The sequence below is a fragment of the Psychroserpens jangbogonensis genome (genome assembly GCF_000797465.1).
GTDB lineage: Bacteria > Bacteroidota > Bacteroidia > Flavobacteriales > Flavobacteriaceae > Psychroserpens > Psychroserpens jangbogonensis.
This window is the reverse complement of the sequence record NZ_JSWG01000001.1, coordinates 308328-326540: the sequence shown is the minus strand read 5'-3', so window position 1 is coordinate 326540 and position 18213 is coordinate 308328. Positions and strand designations below refer to the sequence as shown.

Here is an 18213-nt window from a genome sequence, read left to right as displayed (position 1 = left end):
TTAGTCTTTTGTTTTTAATTCAGGCATTTTCATTTTATATAATCTGCTAGCCCCATTTTTATAACTACTAAACACCTTTTTTAGTTCTTCCGTAGTCATTCTAGAAGTATAATTTTTACGTGTTGCATTTCGTTTACTTGTAAAATATAGGGTTTTAGAATTCGTGTCAACAAATGGGCAGTAATCCATCTTGTCAGAATTTATGGTATTGCCCATGTTTTTTGATTCACTCCATTCATTGTTGTCGTTCTTATAGCTTATATAAAGATCACCACTACCAAAACCGTCTTTTCTATTATAGCAGCTATATATTAAAAAGGATTCATCTGGTGAAATAAAAGCATTAAACTCATATCCTTCACTATTTATGGCATTACCTAAAGGTTTTGGAGTAGTGTAAGTACCATCTTTAAATTCACTCAAATAGATGTCATCTTTTCTTTTCGAGGCCAAATTATCAAGAGTAAAGTATATGTTTTTTGAATCTGTAATAACGGGATAGAACTCATCCTTTTCTGTGTTTATTGGAGCTCCTAAATTTTGAGGTTCAGACCATCTTTCGCTTATACTTGTCCTTGTTGCATACCAAATATCGAAGTCTTTAGATTCTGAAGACGTTTCATTCAAAGGTCTATTTGAAGCAAAGTATAATGCGAGCCCATCACTAGAAAAGAAAGGTTCAATATCAAAATATTGTCCAGAAAAAGAAAGAACTTCAGGAGTTGACCAGCCTTCTTTGTTTTTTCTAACGTACACAAGTGCGGAAACATCTCCCATAACGCTTTGGGCTGAAAAGATAACTTCATTTTCATTTGCTGTGATTGCGACATCTCTAACATTAGGAAACTGTATCGCAGTATTTTCTATAAATGGAACTGGATTATTGTCTTTGGATTGAGAATAAATAACAGAAACAAAACAAATGCAAAGGAGAGTAATAAATTTCATAATTAAGGTTTGGTGTATAATTTACAAAACCTTGTAATTGGTAGTTCAAAAGTTTTGTTAAATAACAAAACGCTATAAACAACAAAAAGAGGAATAAATCCTCTTTTTGCCTGAAACGTTTTTTAACAACAAAATTTTTAAATCCCTCTAAAATAATAGCTAAAAAAGTTTCTATCCCAAATACCTAACCTACTAAAATAAGGTATTTATAGAGTAAAAATAATGCTTTCAAATGTTCTGGCTAAATAAATAGAATTCAACTTATCAACAATTTGAGTTTATAACGTTATAATTGTCAATCTATTGCAATTCGGTTTTTTACAAATTTGAGGTATTTAACTTGTAATATTCTACAAAGACTTACCTTTGAAGACTTAAAATTATAGGATTGACTTTATCAGATTACACAAAAGAATTTAAACTTAATTGGAAATTGGCTGCACCAGTGATGCTGGGAATGTTGGGGCATACACTTGTACAATTTGTTGATAATGTAATGGTTGGTCAGCTTGGAACAGCGGAATTGGCGGCTGTCTCCTTAGGAAATAGTTTTATGTTCATTGCCATGTCTATTGGAATTGGTTTTTCAACGGCAATTACACCACTTGTTGCTGAAGCTGATGCAGGCAATAATTTTAAGGAAGGTAAATCGTCATTTAAACATGGCTTATTTCTATGCATAATTTTAGGTCTAGTGCTATTTTGTTCTGTCTTTTTAGCTAAACCACTATTGTATTTTATGAAGCAACCTGTTGAGGTTGTTGAGCTCGCTTTGCCCTATCTTAATCTTGTAGCGTTTTCATTAATACCATTAATAATTTTTCAAGCTTTTAAGCAATTTAGTGACGGACTTTCAATGACGAGATATCCTATGTATGCTACTGTTTTGGCTAATATCGTCAATATAGTATTAAACTATTTACTCATTTTTGGGAAGTTTGGTTTTCCAGAAATGGGCATCGTTGGTGCTGCATATGGAACCTTAGTCTCAAGAGTAATCATGGTGATTTATCTTTGGTGGCTACTCACTAAAAAAGAAAAATCTAGAGCTTATGTAACAAATATTAAACTATTTGTTTTAGATAAGTTGATGTTTAAGAAAGTAATTAATTTGGGTTATCCAAGTGCGATGCAGATGTTTTTTGAGGTCGCAATATTTACAGCAGCTATATGGTTAAGCGGATTATTAGGGAAAAACCCTCAAGCAGCTAATCAAATCGCTTTAAATCTATCATCAATGACCTTTATGGTGATTATGGGATTAGGTGTTGCTTCTATGATTAGAGTAGGCAATCAAAAAGGATTACATCAATATTTTGAATTGCGTCGCATTGCGTTTTCATTCTTTTTATTGGCAATTATGTTATCCATATTCTTTGGAATAATTTTCTTTATATTTCATAATCAACTTCCTAAACTATATGTAGACCTCAATGATGCAGAAAACTTAATTGATAATACAGAAGTGATTAGTATAGCATCAAAACTAATGATTGCTGCTGCAATTTTTCAACTAAGTGATGGTATACAAGTTGTTGTTTTGGGAGCTCTACGAGGGTTGCAAGATGTCAAAATACCAACACTCATTACATTTATATCTTACTGGGTTATCGGATTTCCTATAAGTTATTTTTTAGGCAAAGAAGAGGCGTATGGAAGCTTCGGAATTTGGTTAGGATTGTTAGCAGGATTAACAGTTGCAGCAATTTTATTGTTTATTAGGTTTAATTATCTAACTAAAAAGTTAATTTTGAATTCAAATAATAGTTAAGACTAAACATTTAATATACATGGAACTTCCAAAATTCATACTAGGCGATAATACAGATCATCCCAATGCGATTTATGTTATTCATACTGAATTTCCTCGATTTATTATCAATCTCGAAGATGATGAAGTAGAATGGTTTGAAGAGTTTGATGAGCATGATGAAAAAGAAATTGAAGCCGAAGCTGAAAATCTTATTCAGTCTGCAACCGATTTTTATGATAGAGAAGTTTCTATATACGACGAATAATGTTAGAAGAATTAGTAAAACTTGACACCGAATTATTTGTGTACCTAAATGGATTAGGTACAGAAACGTGGGATGCTTTTTGGATGTTTTATACGACCAAGTTTAATTGGATTCCATTTTATGCACTGTTACTCTTTTTATTGTATAAACGTCTTACAATGAAGATGTTTCTTATAACAATTTTGGTTATTGCATTGATGATTACATTTACAGATCAAATTACTAATTTATTTAAAAAGATGTTGGTCCTGCGATTACGACCTTGTTATAATCCGGAAATTGATGACATCATTAGATTAGTAAAACGGTCATGTGGTGGCAAATATGGATATTTCTCTGGTCACGCTTCAAATTCAATGGCAGTTGCAGTATTTATGAGTTTAATGCTTCGATCTAAATACAAATACATAACATACATTTTAGTCGTTTGGGCTATTGCTATGGGTTATAGTAGAATTTATGTTGGCGTGCATTATCCATTAGATGTGTTAAGCGGAATGTTATTTGGTGCCTTTTCAGGTTTCTTATTTTATAAGCTATTCAAATACTTGCAGTATAGATTCGAGCGCAACTAAAGTTTAGAGTTGTTGCTTGCTAACCTTATAATTAATCGTTTTTTTCTTCATCCATAAATAGGCAAAGCAATCTGCTAATGGTCCAAGTAACCGATTTTTTATTCCAAATTTTGAACTTCCAGCAACTCTTGGGAAATGCTGAATAGGTATTTGTTTAATATTTCCGTCTTGCAAAAGAACCATTGCTGGTAGAAATCGATGTAAGCCTCTAAACATTGGAATTCGTTTTGCGTATTCGGTTTTTATTACTTTTAAAGGACAGCCAGTATCGTCCATTCCATCTTTTGTGAAAAGCCTGCGTATACTATTAGAGATTTTTGAAGATACTTTTTTTGACAAACTATCATTTCGATGAGTGCGAACACCTGTTGCCAAATCATTGTCATTCATATGTTCCAAAAGTAAATTGAAATCTTTTGGAGACGTTTGTAAATCTGCATCAATATAACCAACAAATTCAGTCTCTGTATAATCAAACCCTGCTTTAATGGCTGAGCTTAATCCATAGTTCTTATCGAATGATAAGAAACTAAAATCAATGTTTCTTTTGCAAATAGATTCAATACTAGTCAGACTTTCATCTGTTGAACCATCATTAACAAATAAGATTTTTGTCGATATTTCTGAGGTGCGGATATAAGCCAACAGTTCATCTTCAAGACGTTTTAAATTGTCTTCTTCATTATAAACAGGAACAATAATGGTGAATTTAAATTGCATTTTCACAGACTTAGTACTGCAAAAATATTCTTTTTTATACTCCGATTATGGTTTTAGATTGATTTATATATTGTTATTTTGTGCATTAAATCATAAAAATGAAAATACTTGTTACTGGAGCAGCTGGATTTATTGGTTCTCATACGGCTGAACGTCTACATAGTCTTGGACATGAAGTTGTAGCTTTAGATAGTTTTAGTGATTACTATAGTTTAGATTTAAAACAGTTAAACGCTAAGGAATTAACTGAAAAAGGAATCACTATAATCAAGAGAGATTTACGAGACGCTAGTTTTGCTGAGGATTTACCTCATGACTTCAGTTATATTTTTCATTTTGCTGCACAACCTGGAATTTCTCAAACGTGTACGTTTGAAGACTATTTTTCTAATAATATAATTGCAACAAAAAATTTAGTAGATTTTGCCCTTTCTTGTTCAAATTTAAAACTCTTTGTTAATATTGGAACATCATCTATATATGGTTTGGAAGCAACATTTCCAGAAAGTATTGCACCTAAGCCAGCATCGCATTATGGCGTGACAAAATTAGCAGCATAGCAGCTTGTACTTCAAAAGAGTAGAGAGCTATTAATGCCTGCTTGTTCGTTAAGACTTTATTTTGTAATTGGACCAAGAGAGCGTCCTGAAAAGATGTATACCAAACTGATTGCATTAGGATTACAAGATAAACCATTCCCTTTATTTGAAGGTAGTGATAAGCATTTACGAAGTTTTACTTATGTTGGTGGTATTGTAGATGGTATAGTTAGTGTGATTTCTAATGAGGCAAAAGTAGATGGCGAAATTATTAATTTAGGAACTGAAGTAGAACACACCACTAAAGATGGAATTGAAGCTGTAGAGCAAGTGCTTGGAAAATCAATTGCTCTTAATGTAATTCCTAAACGTCCAGGTGATCAATCTCGTACAAAAGCCAATATTGATAAGGCTAGAAAATTGTTGAATTACGATCCGAAAACAACCTTATTAGAAGCGGTTCAAAAACAAGTAGATTGGTATAAGGCTAATTTTACAAACTAAGTAAATATTCTGCAGCTACAAAAGGGGTTGTTTCCCCATCCTCAATAAGTTGCAATTGAAGTTTTAGTGCTTCTTTTATCTTTGGCTGATTAAAAAAATCAGATTTCAATCGGTCTTCAATAGTTTGCAATAACCAGAATTTGTTTTGCTCTTTTCTATTGTGCTCAAAGTAATTGTTAGACTTAGTGTGCGCTATATAAGATTGAACTACTTTCCAAAGATCTTCAATACCTTCTTGTTTTAAAGCGCTACATAACATCACTTTTGGTTGCCATTCTGAATCTTTCTGAGGATATAAATGTAAAGCTCTATTAAATTCAAGCTTAGCGAGTTTTGCCGCTTTTAGATTGTCACCATCTGCCTTATTGATGGCAATGGCATCTGCCATTTCAATGATACCACGTTTTATGCCTTGTAACTCATCTCCAGCTCCAGCTAACTTCAGTAATAAGAAGAAATCCACCATACTATGAACTGCAGTTTCACTTTGTCCAACACCAACAGTTTCAATCATAATGGTGTCAAAACCTGCAGCTTCACATAAGATAATTGTTTCACGCGTTTTTCGGGCTACACCACCTAAAGAACTGCCAGAAGGAGAAGGTCTTATAAAAGCATTCTCGTTTTTTACCAAGTCTTCCATTCTGGTCTTGTCACCTAAAATACTCCCTTTACTTAAACTACTACTTGGATCAATAGCCAATACTGCTACCTTTTTACCTATAGAAGTTAAATGCATTCCAAAGGCTTCAATAAATGTACTCTTACCAACTCCAGGAACTCCTGTAATGCCAATTCTTACTGAAGCATTTGCATGTTGAAGACAACCTTTAATAATATTGTTGGCTTGCTCTAAATGATTTGGATTTGAACTTTCAACTAAAGTTATTGCTCTGCTTAAAGCAGTAATATTGCCTTCAATAATCTCAGAGATTAACTTCTGAGTTGTTGGCTTTGTTTTACGTTTCTGTTGAATTTTGGTAATAGACGATGCGTTGGTGATTTCAGATTGAGAAACACCTTCTTTATTTTGTAATGCAGAAGATTTTGTTTTTTTGGTCAAATGCCTTTATTCCTTTTTGTCTTTTAACACCACTAAAGGTACAGCAATTTTTGTTTTGTCCCAAGCCATAGTAAGCTTAAGCTCATCAGTAGAATTATCAAACGCAATCGTGAATTGCTCTACAACTTTATTTAAAGTTTCTGAAGAAACATCAATTTCTAAAAGATCATAATTTGGATCCCATAGTGGTTGCATTTGTTCATTAACTCCCCAAGGATACTGTTTTGTATTGAGCATTACTTTCCAAACGCTATCATTAGGAACTGTCCAAATTGAATATTTTCCAGCCGGAATATAAATACCATCAACCATAAGATTCTTATTGGTCTCAAAAGTTGTGGCTTCATTAGCTCCTGTACGCCAAACTTTATCATATGGCACTAAAGCACCAAAAACCTCACGTCCTTTTTTTGATGGTCTGTTGTAAAAGACTTCTAATTTCAAATCGTTAAGTTTAAACTCCACAGTATCTTTCGGACTTAAGCGATTAGAAAATATGTTTTCTACAAAATGTGAGTAAAGAAAAAGTCCAATAGTTACAATGGACAATATAATGAGAAGTCGTTTTAAAAACGTATTCATAAAAATTTTCAATTTCAAAGTGGGTTATAAAGATAGTAGTAAATCAATAACTTCCCAATATAACTTAACGTACTTTTAGGATATCTATTTTATTTTTTTAAAAAAAGTAAAACATTTTTGCAACACTTTGTTTTTTGTGTCGTCTTTAAATTGAACTATACCAAACCAAAAGAAGTTTTAGATGTTACAATCTAATATTATTGAAAAATGTAGGCAAAATAATCGCATTGCTCAACTGCAGTTGTACAAGCAGTATTGTGATGGAATGTATATCGTTGCCATGCGCTTTATGAAGGATTCTATGGAAGCTGAAGATATCGTACAAGAAGCTTTTATTAAAGCATTTTCAAAATTAGATCAGTTTAAAGCAGAAGTAACTTTTGGAGCTTGGTTGAAACGTATCGTTGTAAATAAATGTATTGACTGTTTAAAATCTAAAAAGCAACATTTGCTAGAATTAGATGAGGTGCACCTGAAAGTAGTCGACTCAAGTTATGAAAACGAATGGTTGGTAGAGGATACAATAACAGTAGATGAGGTTAAAGATGCCATCCAAAGGTTACCAGATAAATATCAATATGTTGTCATGTTGTATTTGGTTGAAGGTTACGACCACCAGGAAATTTCTGAAATTTTAAATATTACAGAAATCGCATCAAGAACTCAACTCTCTAGAGGGAAATCAAAATTAAAAGCACTTTTAACACCTATCAAAAATGGCACAAGATCTTAGAAATTTATTTAAAAATGAAGAGAAGGATTCGCAACTGAAAATGAGCGAAGGTCATGAGGCACGCTTTCTTAATAAGTTAGACAGCGCTTTGCCTGAAGAAACATCAATCAATAAACGTTTCAGTGTTTTACAAATTGCGGCAAGCATAGTAATTTTAATTGGATTAGCCTTCGGAGCATACAAGTTCACACAACAACCAAAATCTATAGAAAATCAAGTCGTAGAAAATCAAAATCAAACTAATGAAGACCAACTTAAATCACTTGGAGATATCTCTCCAGATTTGAAAACAGTTGAAGATTATTATTTGGCTAATATCAATCTGGAATTATCTAAAATTAAACAAACTCCAGAAAATAAAGAGCTTTTTGATGGTTACGTTGTAAGACTTGCAGAGTTAAATCAAGAGTATAAACGTCTATCAATTGAGCTTACAGAAAATGGACCAAATGAATTAACCGTTAGCGCCTTGATTGATAATTTAAAACTACGTCTTAATTTATTGTATCGCTTAAAAGAACAATTACATGATTTAAACACTTCAGATGGAAGTGTCATATTATAAAAATATCCTTAAGACTTAAATTGAAATTTTATTTCAAAACAAAAACAAAACCATGAAAACAAATTATACAACGTTAATACTATTGTTTTTCTGTTTCACAATAAGTGTTTCAGCACAACAAAAGTTAACAAAATTATCAGAGAAGATTGATGTTACTAAAGATGTAAATATTGATCTAAATACAAGCTATGTTCAAATTGAGATTGATACATGGAACAAGAATACTTTAGAAATTGAAGCCTACATTGAAGGTAAAAAACTTTCAAAAGAAGAATTACAAGAAGCACTTAAAGCTTGGAATCTTAAAGTAGAAGGATCAGGTGATTATGTAAAAATTAGCTCAGAAGGGTCTCCAACTTCATGGAACAATCTTCATGAATTAGATCTCAACTTAGAGGATTTGAATCTAGATTTAGAGTCTTTGAAGCTTCTAGAAAATCTACATATCGAAATTGCAGAAATGCCTGATATGCCAGAGATGCCTGAGTTACCAGAAATGCCAGAAATGGATAATATTGATATGCCAGAAATGCCGGAATTACCAGAGTTGCCAGAAGGTGTTACAAACGTTAGCTTTGATACTGAAGCTTATGAAAAAGATGGTGAAGCTTACTTAAATAAATGGAGTAAAGAGTTTGGAGCAGAAAATGAAGCGAAAATGAAAGCTTGGGGAAGAAAAATGGCTAATGTTGACTTTTCCGGTTATGAAAAAGCTATGGAAGAATGGGGAGAACGCTTTGGTGAAGATTATGGTAAAAAAATGGAAGCTTGGGGAAAAGAGTACGAACTAAGATTTGATGATGAATGGGAAGAAAAGATGGAAGCTTGGGGAGAAAAGTACGGTAAGGAAATGGAAGAACGAGCTCTAGTAATTGAACAACGTGTGGAAGCAAGAGAAAAAAGTAGAGAAGCCAGCAGAGAAGCTAGAGAGGAAGCTATGGAAAAGCGTCATGAAGCAAGAGAAAGACGTGAGGAAGCTCATGAGCATCGTAATGAAAGTCGCAGTAGAAGTTTGCATTTGAGAAGCGACAACGTTAAGAGAACAATAAAAATTAAAATGCCTAAAAAAGGAAAGTTGAATATGAATGTTAGACATGGCGAATTAAAAATGTCTTCAGTAATAAACAACTTAAAGGCTGATATATCACATGGTGTATTAGTAGCAAATCACATTGATGGAAGCGAGACTTCCATCAATGTTTCTTATTCTCCAATTGATATTACAACATGGAGTTTAGGAGAGCTTAATATTAAGTATGTTGAAGATGCTCATATTCAAACTGTAGGGAGTTTGGTGCTAAATAGTATTTCATCAGATATTGAATTAAGTAATTTATTGAATAATGCTATTATTGATGGAAGTTTTGGTGATTTAACCATTGCCAATATTGCAGATTCTTTTTCTAATCTTAATATTATTTTGGAGAATAGTGATGCCTTAATATCATTACCACAAAATGATTATAGTGTTTATTTTAAAGGCAATCGTTCAAAGCTTAATAATGTCATGACCAACAAAAAAACCATTGAAAACTATCCAAATGGTAAAAGCATAGTTAAATCAATTGTTCTTAACGCTAAGTTTAGTGAAATCACTCTTAAAAACTAAAACATTACTTTTATGATGTAAAACTACATTAATCAAAATACAATGCTTTTAATAAAACAATTCACACTAGTATGCCTCGTTTCGGTATGCTTTTTTTCATGTAAAAAGGATACTCAAATAGCAAATGCGGATACTTTAGCAAGCGAATATGCTAATTTTGTTAGTGCAATGAAATCTAAGGGCATTTCTACAGGTAATATCTTAGTTTACAAAGACAGTGAAATTATTTTCACCAGTTCTAATGGCTTGCGATCAATAAACCCGTTAGATTCACTTGATATAAATTCACAATTTCGTTTAGCTTCTGTAAGTAAGCAATTTACAGGAATGGCAATTATGAAACTTAAAGAAGCAGGAAAATTAGATTATGATCAAAAAGTCAATACAATTTTACCCGAATTTCCCTACGATAATATAACAGTTCGTCATTTATTGCATCATATTTCTGGGCTTACTGATTATGAAAGATTGATTCATCAAAACTTTGTGCGAGAAGATTCTACTAAACAATACCTTCTTGGAAATGATGAAATTATCAAGGAGTTTTATGCTGTAAATCCAGAATTAGACTTTCAGCCAGGAGAGAAATGGGAGTATAGCAATACAGGTTATTTGTTTTTAGCGTCAATTGTTGAAAAGGCATCTGGACAGCATTTTAGAGAATTTTTAAAAGAACATATTCTTGATCCTATTGGCATGACAAACACCACGTTGTATAAATATCAGATAGAAGAAGATTCAGACATGCCTAATCGGGTTTATGGTTATAGACTGGCTTTAAATCAAAAAGATATGCTACCAAATGACTATGACATTGTAAATGATGTTAGAGGTGATGGTGGTATTTATTCAACGTTAAATGATTTGTATAAATGGAATATGGCCTTGGCTAATTATACTATAATTTCTAAAGATTATTTAGATGAAGCTTGGTCTCCAGGAACACTCAATAATGGCGAAAAAACACGCTATGGTTTTGGTTGGCAAATAAATGCCGATTCAAATGGTGATTTGGTGGTTGCTCATTCTGGTGGTTGGGTTGGTTTTGGAACGTATGTTCATAATGAGGTTGGTGCGAAAAATGGGTATATTATTCTAACAAACAATTCTTCAGAACATTTGAGAGATATATTCTTTGGTATTTCTAATATCTTAGGTAACAAACCTTATGAGTTGCCAAATAAAAATGTCTCTAAGGAAATGGCAAAACTAACTTTTGAAACGAATGTCGATGATGCAATTGGCCTTTATCACAAGGTTAAAACAGATACAACAGCGTATGATGTTAATGAAGGTGATATTAATCTATTAGGTTATGGGTTATTAAATGAAAATAAATTGGAGAGTGCTTTGGCAATATTTAAATTAAATACCGAAGAGTATCCAAATTCTGCAAATGTTTACGATAGTTTTGCAGATGCATTATTAGTTAAAGGAGATTCCTTGAAAGCGTTGGAAAATTTCAAAAAATGTTTTGCGATGGATAGCACTTTAACCTATGCTAAAGATAAAGCTGAAGCACTTGCAAAGGCTTTAAATTAATGAAGACTTCAGTGGAACAACTTATTAAAACCTTGCCAAAATGCTCAGTTATTGATTCGTCTTTTTCTAAAAACGATTATGTAGCTTTAGATTTGTCAACCACTAATGAAACACTTAAATCTGTTGATGTGTCTTCTTCTGAAAAGCTAGAAATTTTTGTAAATAATCATAGTGCTTTAAACAAAGCTAAAGTCGCTTTTGGAGGTTATCTTGAAACCCGAAACATTTACCAACGCAGTTCTTATTTTAAAGATACAAATCCTGAAACGGAACGCAATATTCATTTAGGACTCGATCTTTGGATAGCTTCTGAAACTCCAATTTATTCACCTTTGGATGGTGTAGTACATAACTTTAAGAATAACACTAATTTTGGCGATTATGGTCCGACGATTATTCTTGAACATAATATACAAGGCTTTAATTTTTACACGTTGTATGGTCATTTAAGTTTGGAATCTATCCAACATCTTACTATCGGACAAAAATTCAAACAAGGAGAACAGATTGCTACTTTAGGCGATGCTTCGGTAAATGGTGATTATCCACCTCATTTACACTTTCAGATTATTAAAGACATGCAAGAGTATGTTGGTGATTATCCAGGCGTATGCTCAAAGCAAGATTTAGAATTTTATAGAAGCAATTGTCCGGATCCAAATCTCATTTTGAAATTATAATTAGCCCAATTTCAGCCTCTTAACCAATTTATGAGTTTAAGATTATTACAAAAATCAAGGTTTAAAGTTCAATTACTCGCTCGTAAAAAGCGAACTTTTTAAACCTTTGTCATTTGCTTTTTAGCTAGTGATGTTCCAATCAAGAATCCAACAAATGCAAATGCGCCATCTGAAATAGAAAACCATAATTCTTTTGGTAATACAAAGATGTTGAAAAAAGTTGCTGCGATCATTAAGCAACCAACAATATAAGCAGGAACCATACTGGTTTTAGAAATTAATCCTGCTACAAACATACCAACCACAATTCCCATAAAATGAGCGATGACAACAAATACTTTTGCACCAGTTGGAATTTGATCCATATTATTTTTTATCCATTCCATATTCATTGGGTCTGCGCCTTCTGGTAATGGAAATAGAGATTGACCAAGAAGCGTTTCAAATATATAAACAGTTACACCTGCTACTACAAATCCAACAATGGTTGCAAGAATATTCCTCATGATAATTTTGTTTAGTTAGTGGTTTCAAGGTAATAAAAAAATCCTGAATGGTTAAGTTCAGGATTTTTTGATTCCGTTTTAAATTAGGAATGACTGTCTATTACTAATTTGATTATTTCCGACGGAGTGAGATAACCAAATATCGCTTAGCGATTATTCAATCAAAACCCATTCACCTTTAGCGATTAATGGTTCTGCTTGTTTGTATTTTACGGTTTTATTTTCTCCGCTCATCACGTGTTTAATTGTAACACGATCATTACGACCAATTTTTGGTTTGTCACGAACTATAGTTTCTACCACTTCTTGCTGACGTTGTGTGTTTCCTGCAGCTCTATTTTGCGCAGCACGTTCATCCATATTAGGAATTTCGTCTTTTTGAGTTTGTAGATTTTCTTGCTTACGTGTTTTTGCTTCTTGAATGCTATTTTGAGTTTCAGTAGGCAATTCACCTTTAAATAAGAACGAAATAACATCCTTATTCACCTGATCAATCATTTGTTTAAACAATTCAAAAGCTTCAAACTTATAGATTAATAATGGATCTTTTTGCTCGTGAACAGCTAACTGTACAGATTGCTTTAATTCATCCATTTTACGTAAATGCGTTTTCCAAGCATCATCAACAATTGCTAATGTAATGTTCTTTTCAAAATCATTGATTAACTGTGTTCCTTTAGTTTCGTATGCTTTTTCGAGATCTGTAACAACTTGTATATTCTTTACACCATCTGTAAAAGGAACAACAATACGTTTGTATTTATCACGCTGATTTAAATATACATTCTCAATTACTGGGAATGCTAACTCAGCATTACGTTGCATTTTTTGTCTGTAATGTTCAAAGGCAGCTTTATAAACTTTTCCTGCAATATCTTGAACTGCAAGCTTACCAAATTCAGCTTCTGAAATAGGAGAACTCATAGAGAAATATCTAATCAACTCAAATTCGAAGTTTTTGAAATCTTCAGCTTCTTTGTTTGTTCCAGCAATTCCTTCTGAAGTATCATAAATCATGTTTGCTAAGTCCACACGAAGACGTTCTCCATGAAGTGCATGACGACGACGTTTGTAAACTACTTCACGCTGTGCATTCATTACATCATCATATTCTAATAAACGCTTACGAACACCAAACTGGTTTTCTTCCACTTTTTTCTGAGCACGCTCAATAGATTTTGAAATCATAGAATGCTGAATCACTTCGCCTTCTTCTAATCCCATTTTATCCATCATTTTGGCAATACGTTCACTACCAAAAAGACGCATTAAATTATCTTCTAAAGACACGTAAAATTGTGAACTTCCTGGATCTCCTTGACGCCCAGCACGACCACGTAACTGTCTGTCGACACGACGAGAATCATGACGTTCTGTACCAACAATTGCTAAACCACCAACTTCTTTTACTTTGTCAATTAACTTAATATCTGTACCACGACCTGCCATGTTTGTCGCAATCGTTACTTGTCCTGGTTGTCCAGCTTCCTCAACAATATCGGCTTCTCTTTTATGGAGTTTCGCATTTAAGACATTGTGAGGTACTTTTCTTATAGATAACATTTTACCTAAAAGCTCAGAAATTTCAACGTTAGTTGTACCAATCAAAATTGGTCGACCTGCTTGAGAAAGTTTTGTTACCTCATCAATAACGGCATTGTATTTTTCACGTTTAGTTTTATAAACTAAATCCTGTTTGTCATCACGAACGATTGGTCTGTTGGTTGGAATTTCAACGACATCTAATTTGTAAATTTCCCAAAATTCTCCAGCTTCCGTAACTGCAGTACCTGTCATTCCAGATAGTTTGCGGTACATTCTAAAGTAATTTTGAAGCGTTACTGTTGCAAACGTTTGTGTAGCATCTTCAATTTTTACATTTTCTTTAGCTTCAATCGCTTGGTGTAAACCATCGCTATAACGACGGCCATCCATGATACGACCAGTTTGCTCATCAACAATCATAACTTTGTTTTCCATCACAACATACTGAATATCCTTTTCAAATAAAGCATAAGCTTTCAGTAATTGATTAAGTGTATGTATGCGTTCAGATTTGATTCCGAAGTCTCTGAAAAGCTCTTCCTTTTCTGCAGCTTCTTCCTCTTTAGAAAGTCCTTTATCCTCAATTTTTGAGATTTCCATACCAATTTCTGGCATAACGAAGAAATCAGGATTGTCCTTACCAGATAAATATTCAACACCTTTATCTGTTAATTCGACTTGATTATTTTTTTCTTCAATAACATAGTAGAGTTCTGCATCAACTTTAGGCATTTCCCTATTGTTGTCTTGCATGTAGAAGTTTTCAGTCTTCTGAAGTAATTGTTTAATTCCTTCTTCACTCAAGAATTTAATTAAGGCTTTATTTTTAGGAATACCTCTGTAAGCTCTTAATAATAAGAAACCTCCTTCTTTAGTATCACCTTCAGCAATTAATTTTTTAGCTTCAGCCAAAACACTTACAAGCTCTTTCTTTTGAACATTTGAAATGTCATCAACTTTTGGTTTTAACTCTGTAAATTCATGACGATCACCCTGAGGAATTGGTCCAGAAATAATTAATGGTGTACGTGCATCATCGACTAATACAGAATCGACCTCATCTACAATAGCGTAGTGATGTGGACGTTGTACTAAATCATCTGGCGAGTGCGCCATGTTATCTCTTAAGTAGTCAAAACCAAACTCGTTATTGGTTCCGTAAGTAATATCTGCTCTATATGCTTTACGTCTTTCTTCAGAATTTGGTTGATGGTAATCAATACAATCAATACTCATTCCGTGGAACTCAAAAATAGGAGCCATCCAGGCGCTATCACGTTTTGCTAAGTAATCATTTACCGTTACTAAGTGTACACCTTTACCAGATAATGCATTTAAATATACAGGAAGTGTTGCTACTAAAGTTTTACCTTCACCAGTTTGCATCTCTGCAATTTTACCTTGATGCATTGCTGCACCACCAATTAACTGAACATCATAATGAATCATGTCCCAAATAATTGCCTTACCAGCGGCATCCCAAGAATGTGACCAAACTGCTTGATCTCCTTGCAGCGTTACATAATCTTTATCACCAGAAACCACACGATCAAACTCATTAGCTTGTACAGGAATTTCTGTGTTATGCACAAAACGCTTTGCTGTTTCTTTTATTACAGCGAAAGCTTCAGGCATGATATCATTTAAAACAGCCTCTGTAACTTCATAGATGTCGTCTTTAATTTTATCAACTGATTCGTAGATATCTTCTCTTTTATCAATATCCTGAGTGTCTTCGGCATCTTTCAATAACTGATCGATATCATCTTGAAGTGGTTTACGAGCTTCCGCAATTTTAGCTTTGAATTCTGCTGTTTTAGCTCTTAATTCGTCATGTGACAATTGCACAAGTGCACTTTCAAATGATTTGACTTGTTCTACAATAGGAGAGAGTGCCTTAACATCTTGTTTAGATTTATCTCCTACAAATACTTTTATTACTGAATTTAAAAAACTCATTGGTGTTTGTTTATATTATTTAGAAACGATGCAAGCAACGTTTTATCTTCTAAGGTTTAAGAACCCCAAAGATATGATTTGTGTTATTTATTCTGAAAGATTCAGGCACAAAAAAAGTCTCTAAATGAGACTTTTTTACGTTTCTTTTATCGAAAAGATAATTTTCATTTCAATTATCTTTAATACTCGTCCTCATTCCAGAGATAATCTTCGTCAGTTGGATAATCTGACCAAATTTCTTCAATGGAGTCGTAAGAGTCGCCTTCGTCTTCTATCGCTTGTAGATTTTCAACAACCTCCAAAGGAGCTCCTGTTCTAATAGCGAAGTCAATTAATTCGTCCTTTGTTGCTGGCCAAGGCGCATCACTTAAATACGATGCTAATTCTAATGTCCAATACATTTCTTAATGGTGTTTATTTTTTGCAAAAATAAAATTATAGTTCATAAAGTCAAGAAAAAATCGAATTAATTAAATAATAATTTAAAGAACGTATACTTTTTTACTGATTTTAAGCCTAGTAGAACTGTTACTTTATTCTGCAAAGTGGTACTTAAGATTCTTTTTGAGGAATCCATTTTACTTCTTCGGCTTGTAAGTCATAAGACAACTTTCGTGCCAATACAAATAGATAGTCAGAAAGTCGGTTTAGATATTTCAAACTTTCGGGTTGAAAAGGTTCAAGATCATTAAGAGCACTGGCTAAACGTTCAGCCCTTCTGCAGACACAACGTGCTATGTGACAGAATGACACAGTTTGATGTCCACCAGGCAAAACGAAGTGCGTCATTGGAGGCAAGGCTTCGTTCATGGTATCCATTTCTTGCTCTAGTTTAGTAATGTGTGTTTCAGATATCTTAGGAATATTTAAGCGTTCTTTTCCACTTTTTAAAACAGCTTTTTCAGGATCAGTAGCTAGAATGGCTCCAACCGTAAATAATTTGTCTTGAATATCCATCAACACTTCTTTATAATGTTGGTCGATATCTTGATCTCTTATAAGTCCTAAATGTGAGTTGAGTTCATCAACAGTTCCGTAGCTATCAATTCTTATATGATGTTTTGGAACACGAGTACCACCAAAAAGTGCAGTCGTTCCTTTATCTCCTGTTTTAGTATAAATTTTCATAATTCAAAGTTAAGGGTTTTTAAAATGAATTGTATAAAAGTTATGATTAGAGATCTTCTGGTTTTAGTTTTAATCTAATTCCATTTCGAAGTGCTAAAATACCTATTAACAAAAAAACTGAAGGAATAATAAGAAAACAAAACGCTATTGTGTTGTCTTATTTACCTGTATATAAGGTAATTGCAGCTATTAAAATAAACTAAAGAGACTAATGAGTGCTCCAAAAAAGGTCAATGCTATTTTCTTTGCCATGATTATCTGTTAAATAGAATAACTAGTAAATTTAAGGTGTAATACTTAAGCTGAGAATTCTAGCTCCTGGTATCACTTTCTATCATACCATCGCGTAAACGAATAATACGTCTGGCATGTGCAGCAACTTCTTCTTCGTGAGTCACCATAATAACAGTATTACCTGCTTTATGAATTTCATCAAAAAGCCCCATGATTTCATGACCTGTTTTGGAATCTAAGTTACCTGTAGGTTCATCAGCTAATATTATAGAAGGTTTATTTACTAAGGCTCTACCAACGGCAACACGTTGACGTTGACCACCTGAAAGTTGATTCGGTTTATGGTCCATACGATCTGAAAGACCTACATCTGTTAAAACTTCCTCTGCACGTTTATTGCGTTCAGATTTAGAAGCTCCTGCATAAACCATTGGCAAGGCTACATTGTCTAAGGCAGTTGTTCTTGGTAAAAGGTTAAAGGTTTGAAATACAAAACCAATTTCGGTATTTCTTATGTCAGCAAGATCATCATCAGTCATCTGACTCACGTCTTTTCCGTTAAGAATATAAGAACCTGCAGTTGGAGTGTCTAAGCATCCTAATAAGTTCATTAGTGTAGATTTTCCTGAGCCAGAAGGTCCCATAATGGCAACATAGTCACCAAGTTTGATATCTAAATCGATACCTTTTAAAACATGAACGGTTTCTTGACCGAGTTGAAAATCACGAATGATATTTCTTATTTCAATAACGTTACTCATTA

17 protein-coding genes and 1 pseudogene are annotated in these 18213 nt (G+C 33.2%); 9 read left to right on the top strand and 9 right to left on the bottom strand.

Annotated elements, in window-relative coordinates:
* A complete protein-coding gene (locus RH81_RS01565; RefSeq protein WP_052172365.1) occupies positions 1-948 on the bottom strand; it encodes a TolB-like translocation protein in 948 nt (315 codons plus the stop codon).
* Between the two features lie 388 nt (positions 949-1336).
* Here RH81_RS01565 and RH81_RS01560 point away from each other — a divergent pair, with 388 nt between their 5' ends.
* Genes RH81_RS01560 through RH81_RS01550 form a run of 3 tightly spaced genes read left to right on the top strand, consistent with a single transcriptional unit; the run spans position 1337 to position 3541 of the window.
* Positions 1337-2719 (top strand): MATE family efflux transporter, encoded by a 1383-nt coding sequence (locus tag RH81_RS01560; RefSeq protein WP_033956608.1) that lies wholly within the window; start codon positions 1337-1339, stop codon positions 2717-2719.
* Between the two features lie 19 nt (positions 2720-2738).
* On the top strand, positions 2739-2966 hold the full coding sequence (locus RH81_RS01555) for a hypothetical protein (protein WP_033956605.1): 228 nt from the start codon (positions 2739-2741) through the stop codon (positions 2964-2966).
* A complete protein-coding gene (locus RH81_RS01550) occupies positions 2966-3541 on the top strand; it encodes a phosphatase PAP2 family protein (RefSeq protein ID WP_033956603.1) in 576 nt (191 codons plus the stop codon). The genes RH81_RS01555 and RH81_RS01550 overlap by 1 nt, the downstream gene beginning before the upstream one ends.
* A gap of 3 nt (positions 3542-3544) precedes the next feature.
* On the opposite strand, the gene RH81_RS01545 is transcribed toward RH81_RS01550, so the two are convergent.
* Positions 3545-4261: a glycosyltransferase family 2 protein gene (locus RH81_RS01545; RefSeq protein ID WP_033956602.1), complete on the bottom strand. Its 717-nt coding sequence runs from the start codon at positions 4259-4261 to the stop codon at positions 3545-3547.
* Between the two features lie 98 nt (positions 4262-4359).
* Between RH81_RS01545 and RH81_RS01540 the strand changes: the two are divergent.
* Positions 4360-5304: pseudogene (locus tag RH81_RS01540) on the top strand (NAD-dependent epimerase/dehydratase family protein).
* On the opposite strand, the gene meaB reads toward RH81_RS01540, so the two are convergent.
* Complete coding sequence (meaB, locus tag RH81_RS01535) at positions 5294-6367, bottom strand: methylmalonyl Co-A mutase-associated GTPase MeaB (protein ID WP_033956601.1); 1074 nt, start codon at positions 6365-6367, stop codon at positions 5294-5296. The pseudogene RH81_RS01540 and the gene meaB sit on opposite strands and share 11 nt — an antisense overlap.
* A 6-nt stretch (positions 6368-6373) precedes the next feature.
* Positions 6374-6949, bottom strand: a complete 576-nt coding sequence (locus RH81_RS01530) for a DUF2911 domain-containing protein (RefSeq protein WP_033956600.1) — start codon at positions 6947-6949, stop codon at positions 6374-6376.
* A gap of 181 nt (positions 6950-7130) precedes the next feature.
* On the opposite strand from RH81_RS01530, the gene RH81_RS01525 reads away from it, so the two are divergent.
* From RH81_RS01525 to RH81_RS01505, 5 genes are read left to right on the top strand one after another with little or no spacing between them, the layout of a single operon-like run.
* The gene (locus RH81_RS01525; RefSeq protein WP_033956598.1) at positions 7131-7682 is read left to right on the top strand and encodes an RNA polymerase sigma factor; all 552 of its coding nucleotides are present in this window, start codon (positions 7131-7133) and stop codon (positions 7680-7682) included.
* Positions 7666-8247 (top strand): hypothetical protein, encoded by a 582-nt coding sequence (locus RH81_RS01520; RefSeq protein ID WP_033956596.1) that lies wholly within the window; start codon positions 7666-7668, stop codon positions 8245-8247. The genes RH81_RS01525 and RH81_RS01520 overlap by 17 nt, the downstream gene beginning before the upstream one ends.
* Positions 8248-8299: 52 nt before the next feature.
* Positions 8300-9856 carry a hypothetical protein gene (locus tag RH81_RS16265; RefSeq protein WP_052172364.1) on the top strand — a complete coding sequence of 519 codons (1557 nt, stop codon included), beginning with the start codon at positions 8300-8302 and terminating at the stop codon, positions 9854-9856.
* Between the two features lie 42 nt (positions 9857-9898).
* Complete coding sequence (locus RH81_RS01510) at positions 9899-11398, top strand: serine hydrolase domain-containing protein (RefSeq protein WP_033956593.1); 1500 nt, start codon at positions 9899-9901, stop codon at positions 11396-11398.
* A complete protein-coding gene (locus RH81_RS01505; RefSeq protein ID WP_033956591.1) occupies positions 11398-12078 on the top strand; it encodes a peptidoglycan DD-metalloendopeptidase family protein in 681 nt (226 codons plus the stop codon). Before RH81_RS01510 ends, RH81_RS01505 begins: the two co-directional genes overlap by 1 nt.
* A 98-nt stretch (positions 12079-12176) precedes the next feature.
* On the opposite strand, the gene RH81_RS01500 is transcribed toward RH81_RS01505, so the two are convergent.
* The 5 genes from RH81_RS01500 to RH81_RS01480 all read right to left on the bottom strand — a co-directional run bounded on the left by RH81_RS01500 (position 12177) and on the right by RH81_RS01480 (position 18211).
* Complete coding sequence (locus tag RH81_RS01500) at positions 12177-12584, bottom strand: hypothetical protein (RefSeq protein ID WP_033956587.1); 408 nt, start codon at positions 12582-12584, stop codon at positions 12177-12179.
* Positions 12585-12737: 153 nt separating this feature from the next.
* Positions 12738-16088 (bottom strand): preprotein translocase subunit SecA, encoded by a 3351-nt coding sequence (secA, locus tag RH81_RS01495; protein ID WP_033956585.1) that lies wholly within the window; start codon positions 16086-16088, stop codon positions 12738-12740.
* Between the two features lie 179 nt (positions 16089-16267).
* A complete protein-coding gene (locus tag RH81_RS01490) occupies positions 16268-16489 on the bottom strand; it encodes a DUF2795 domain-containing protein (RefSeq protein WP_033956580.1) in 222 nt (73 codons plus the stop codon).
* A gap of 151 nt (positions 16490-16640) precedes the next feature.
* Complete coding sequence (locus RH81_RS01485) at positions 16641-17216, bottom strand: cob(I)yrinic acid a,c-diamide adenosyltransferase (protein WP_033956578.1); 576 nt, start codon at positions 17214-17216, stop codon at positions 16641-16643.
* Positions 17217-17527: 311 nt separating this feature from the next.
* Entirely contained in the window at positions 17528-18211 is a 684-nt protein-coding gene (locus RH81_RS01480; protein WP_033956851.1) for an ABC transporter ATP-binding protein, read from the bottom strand.
* Positions 18212-18213 lie beyond the last annotated feature (2 nt).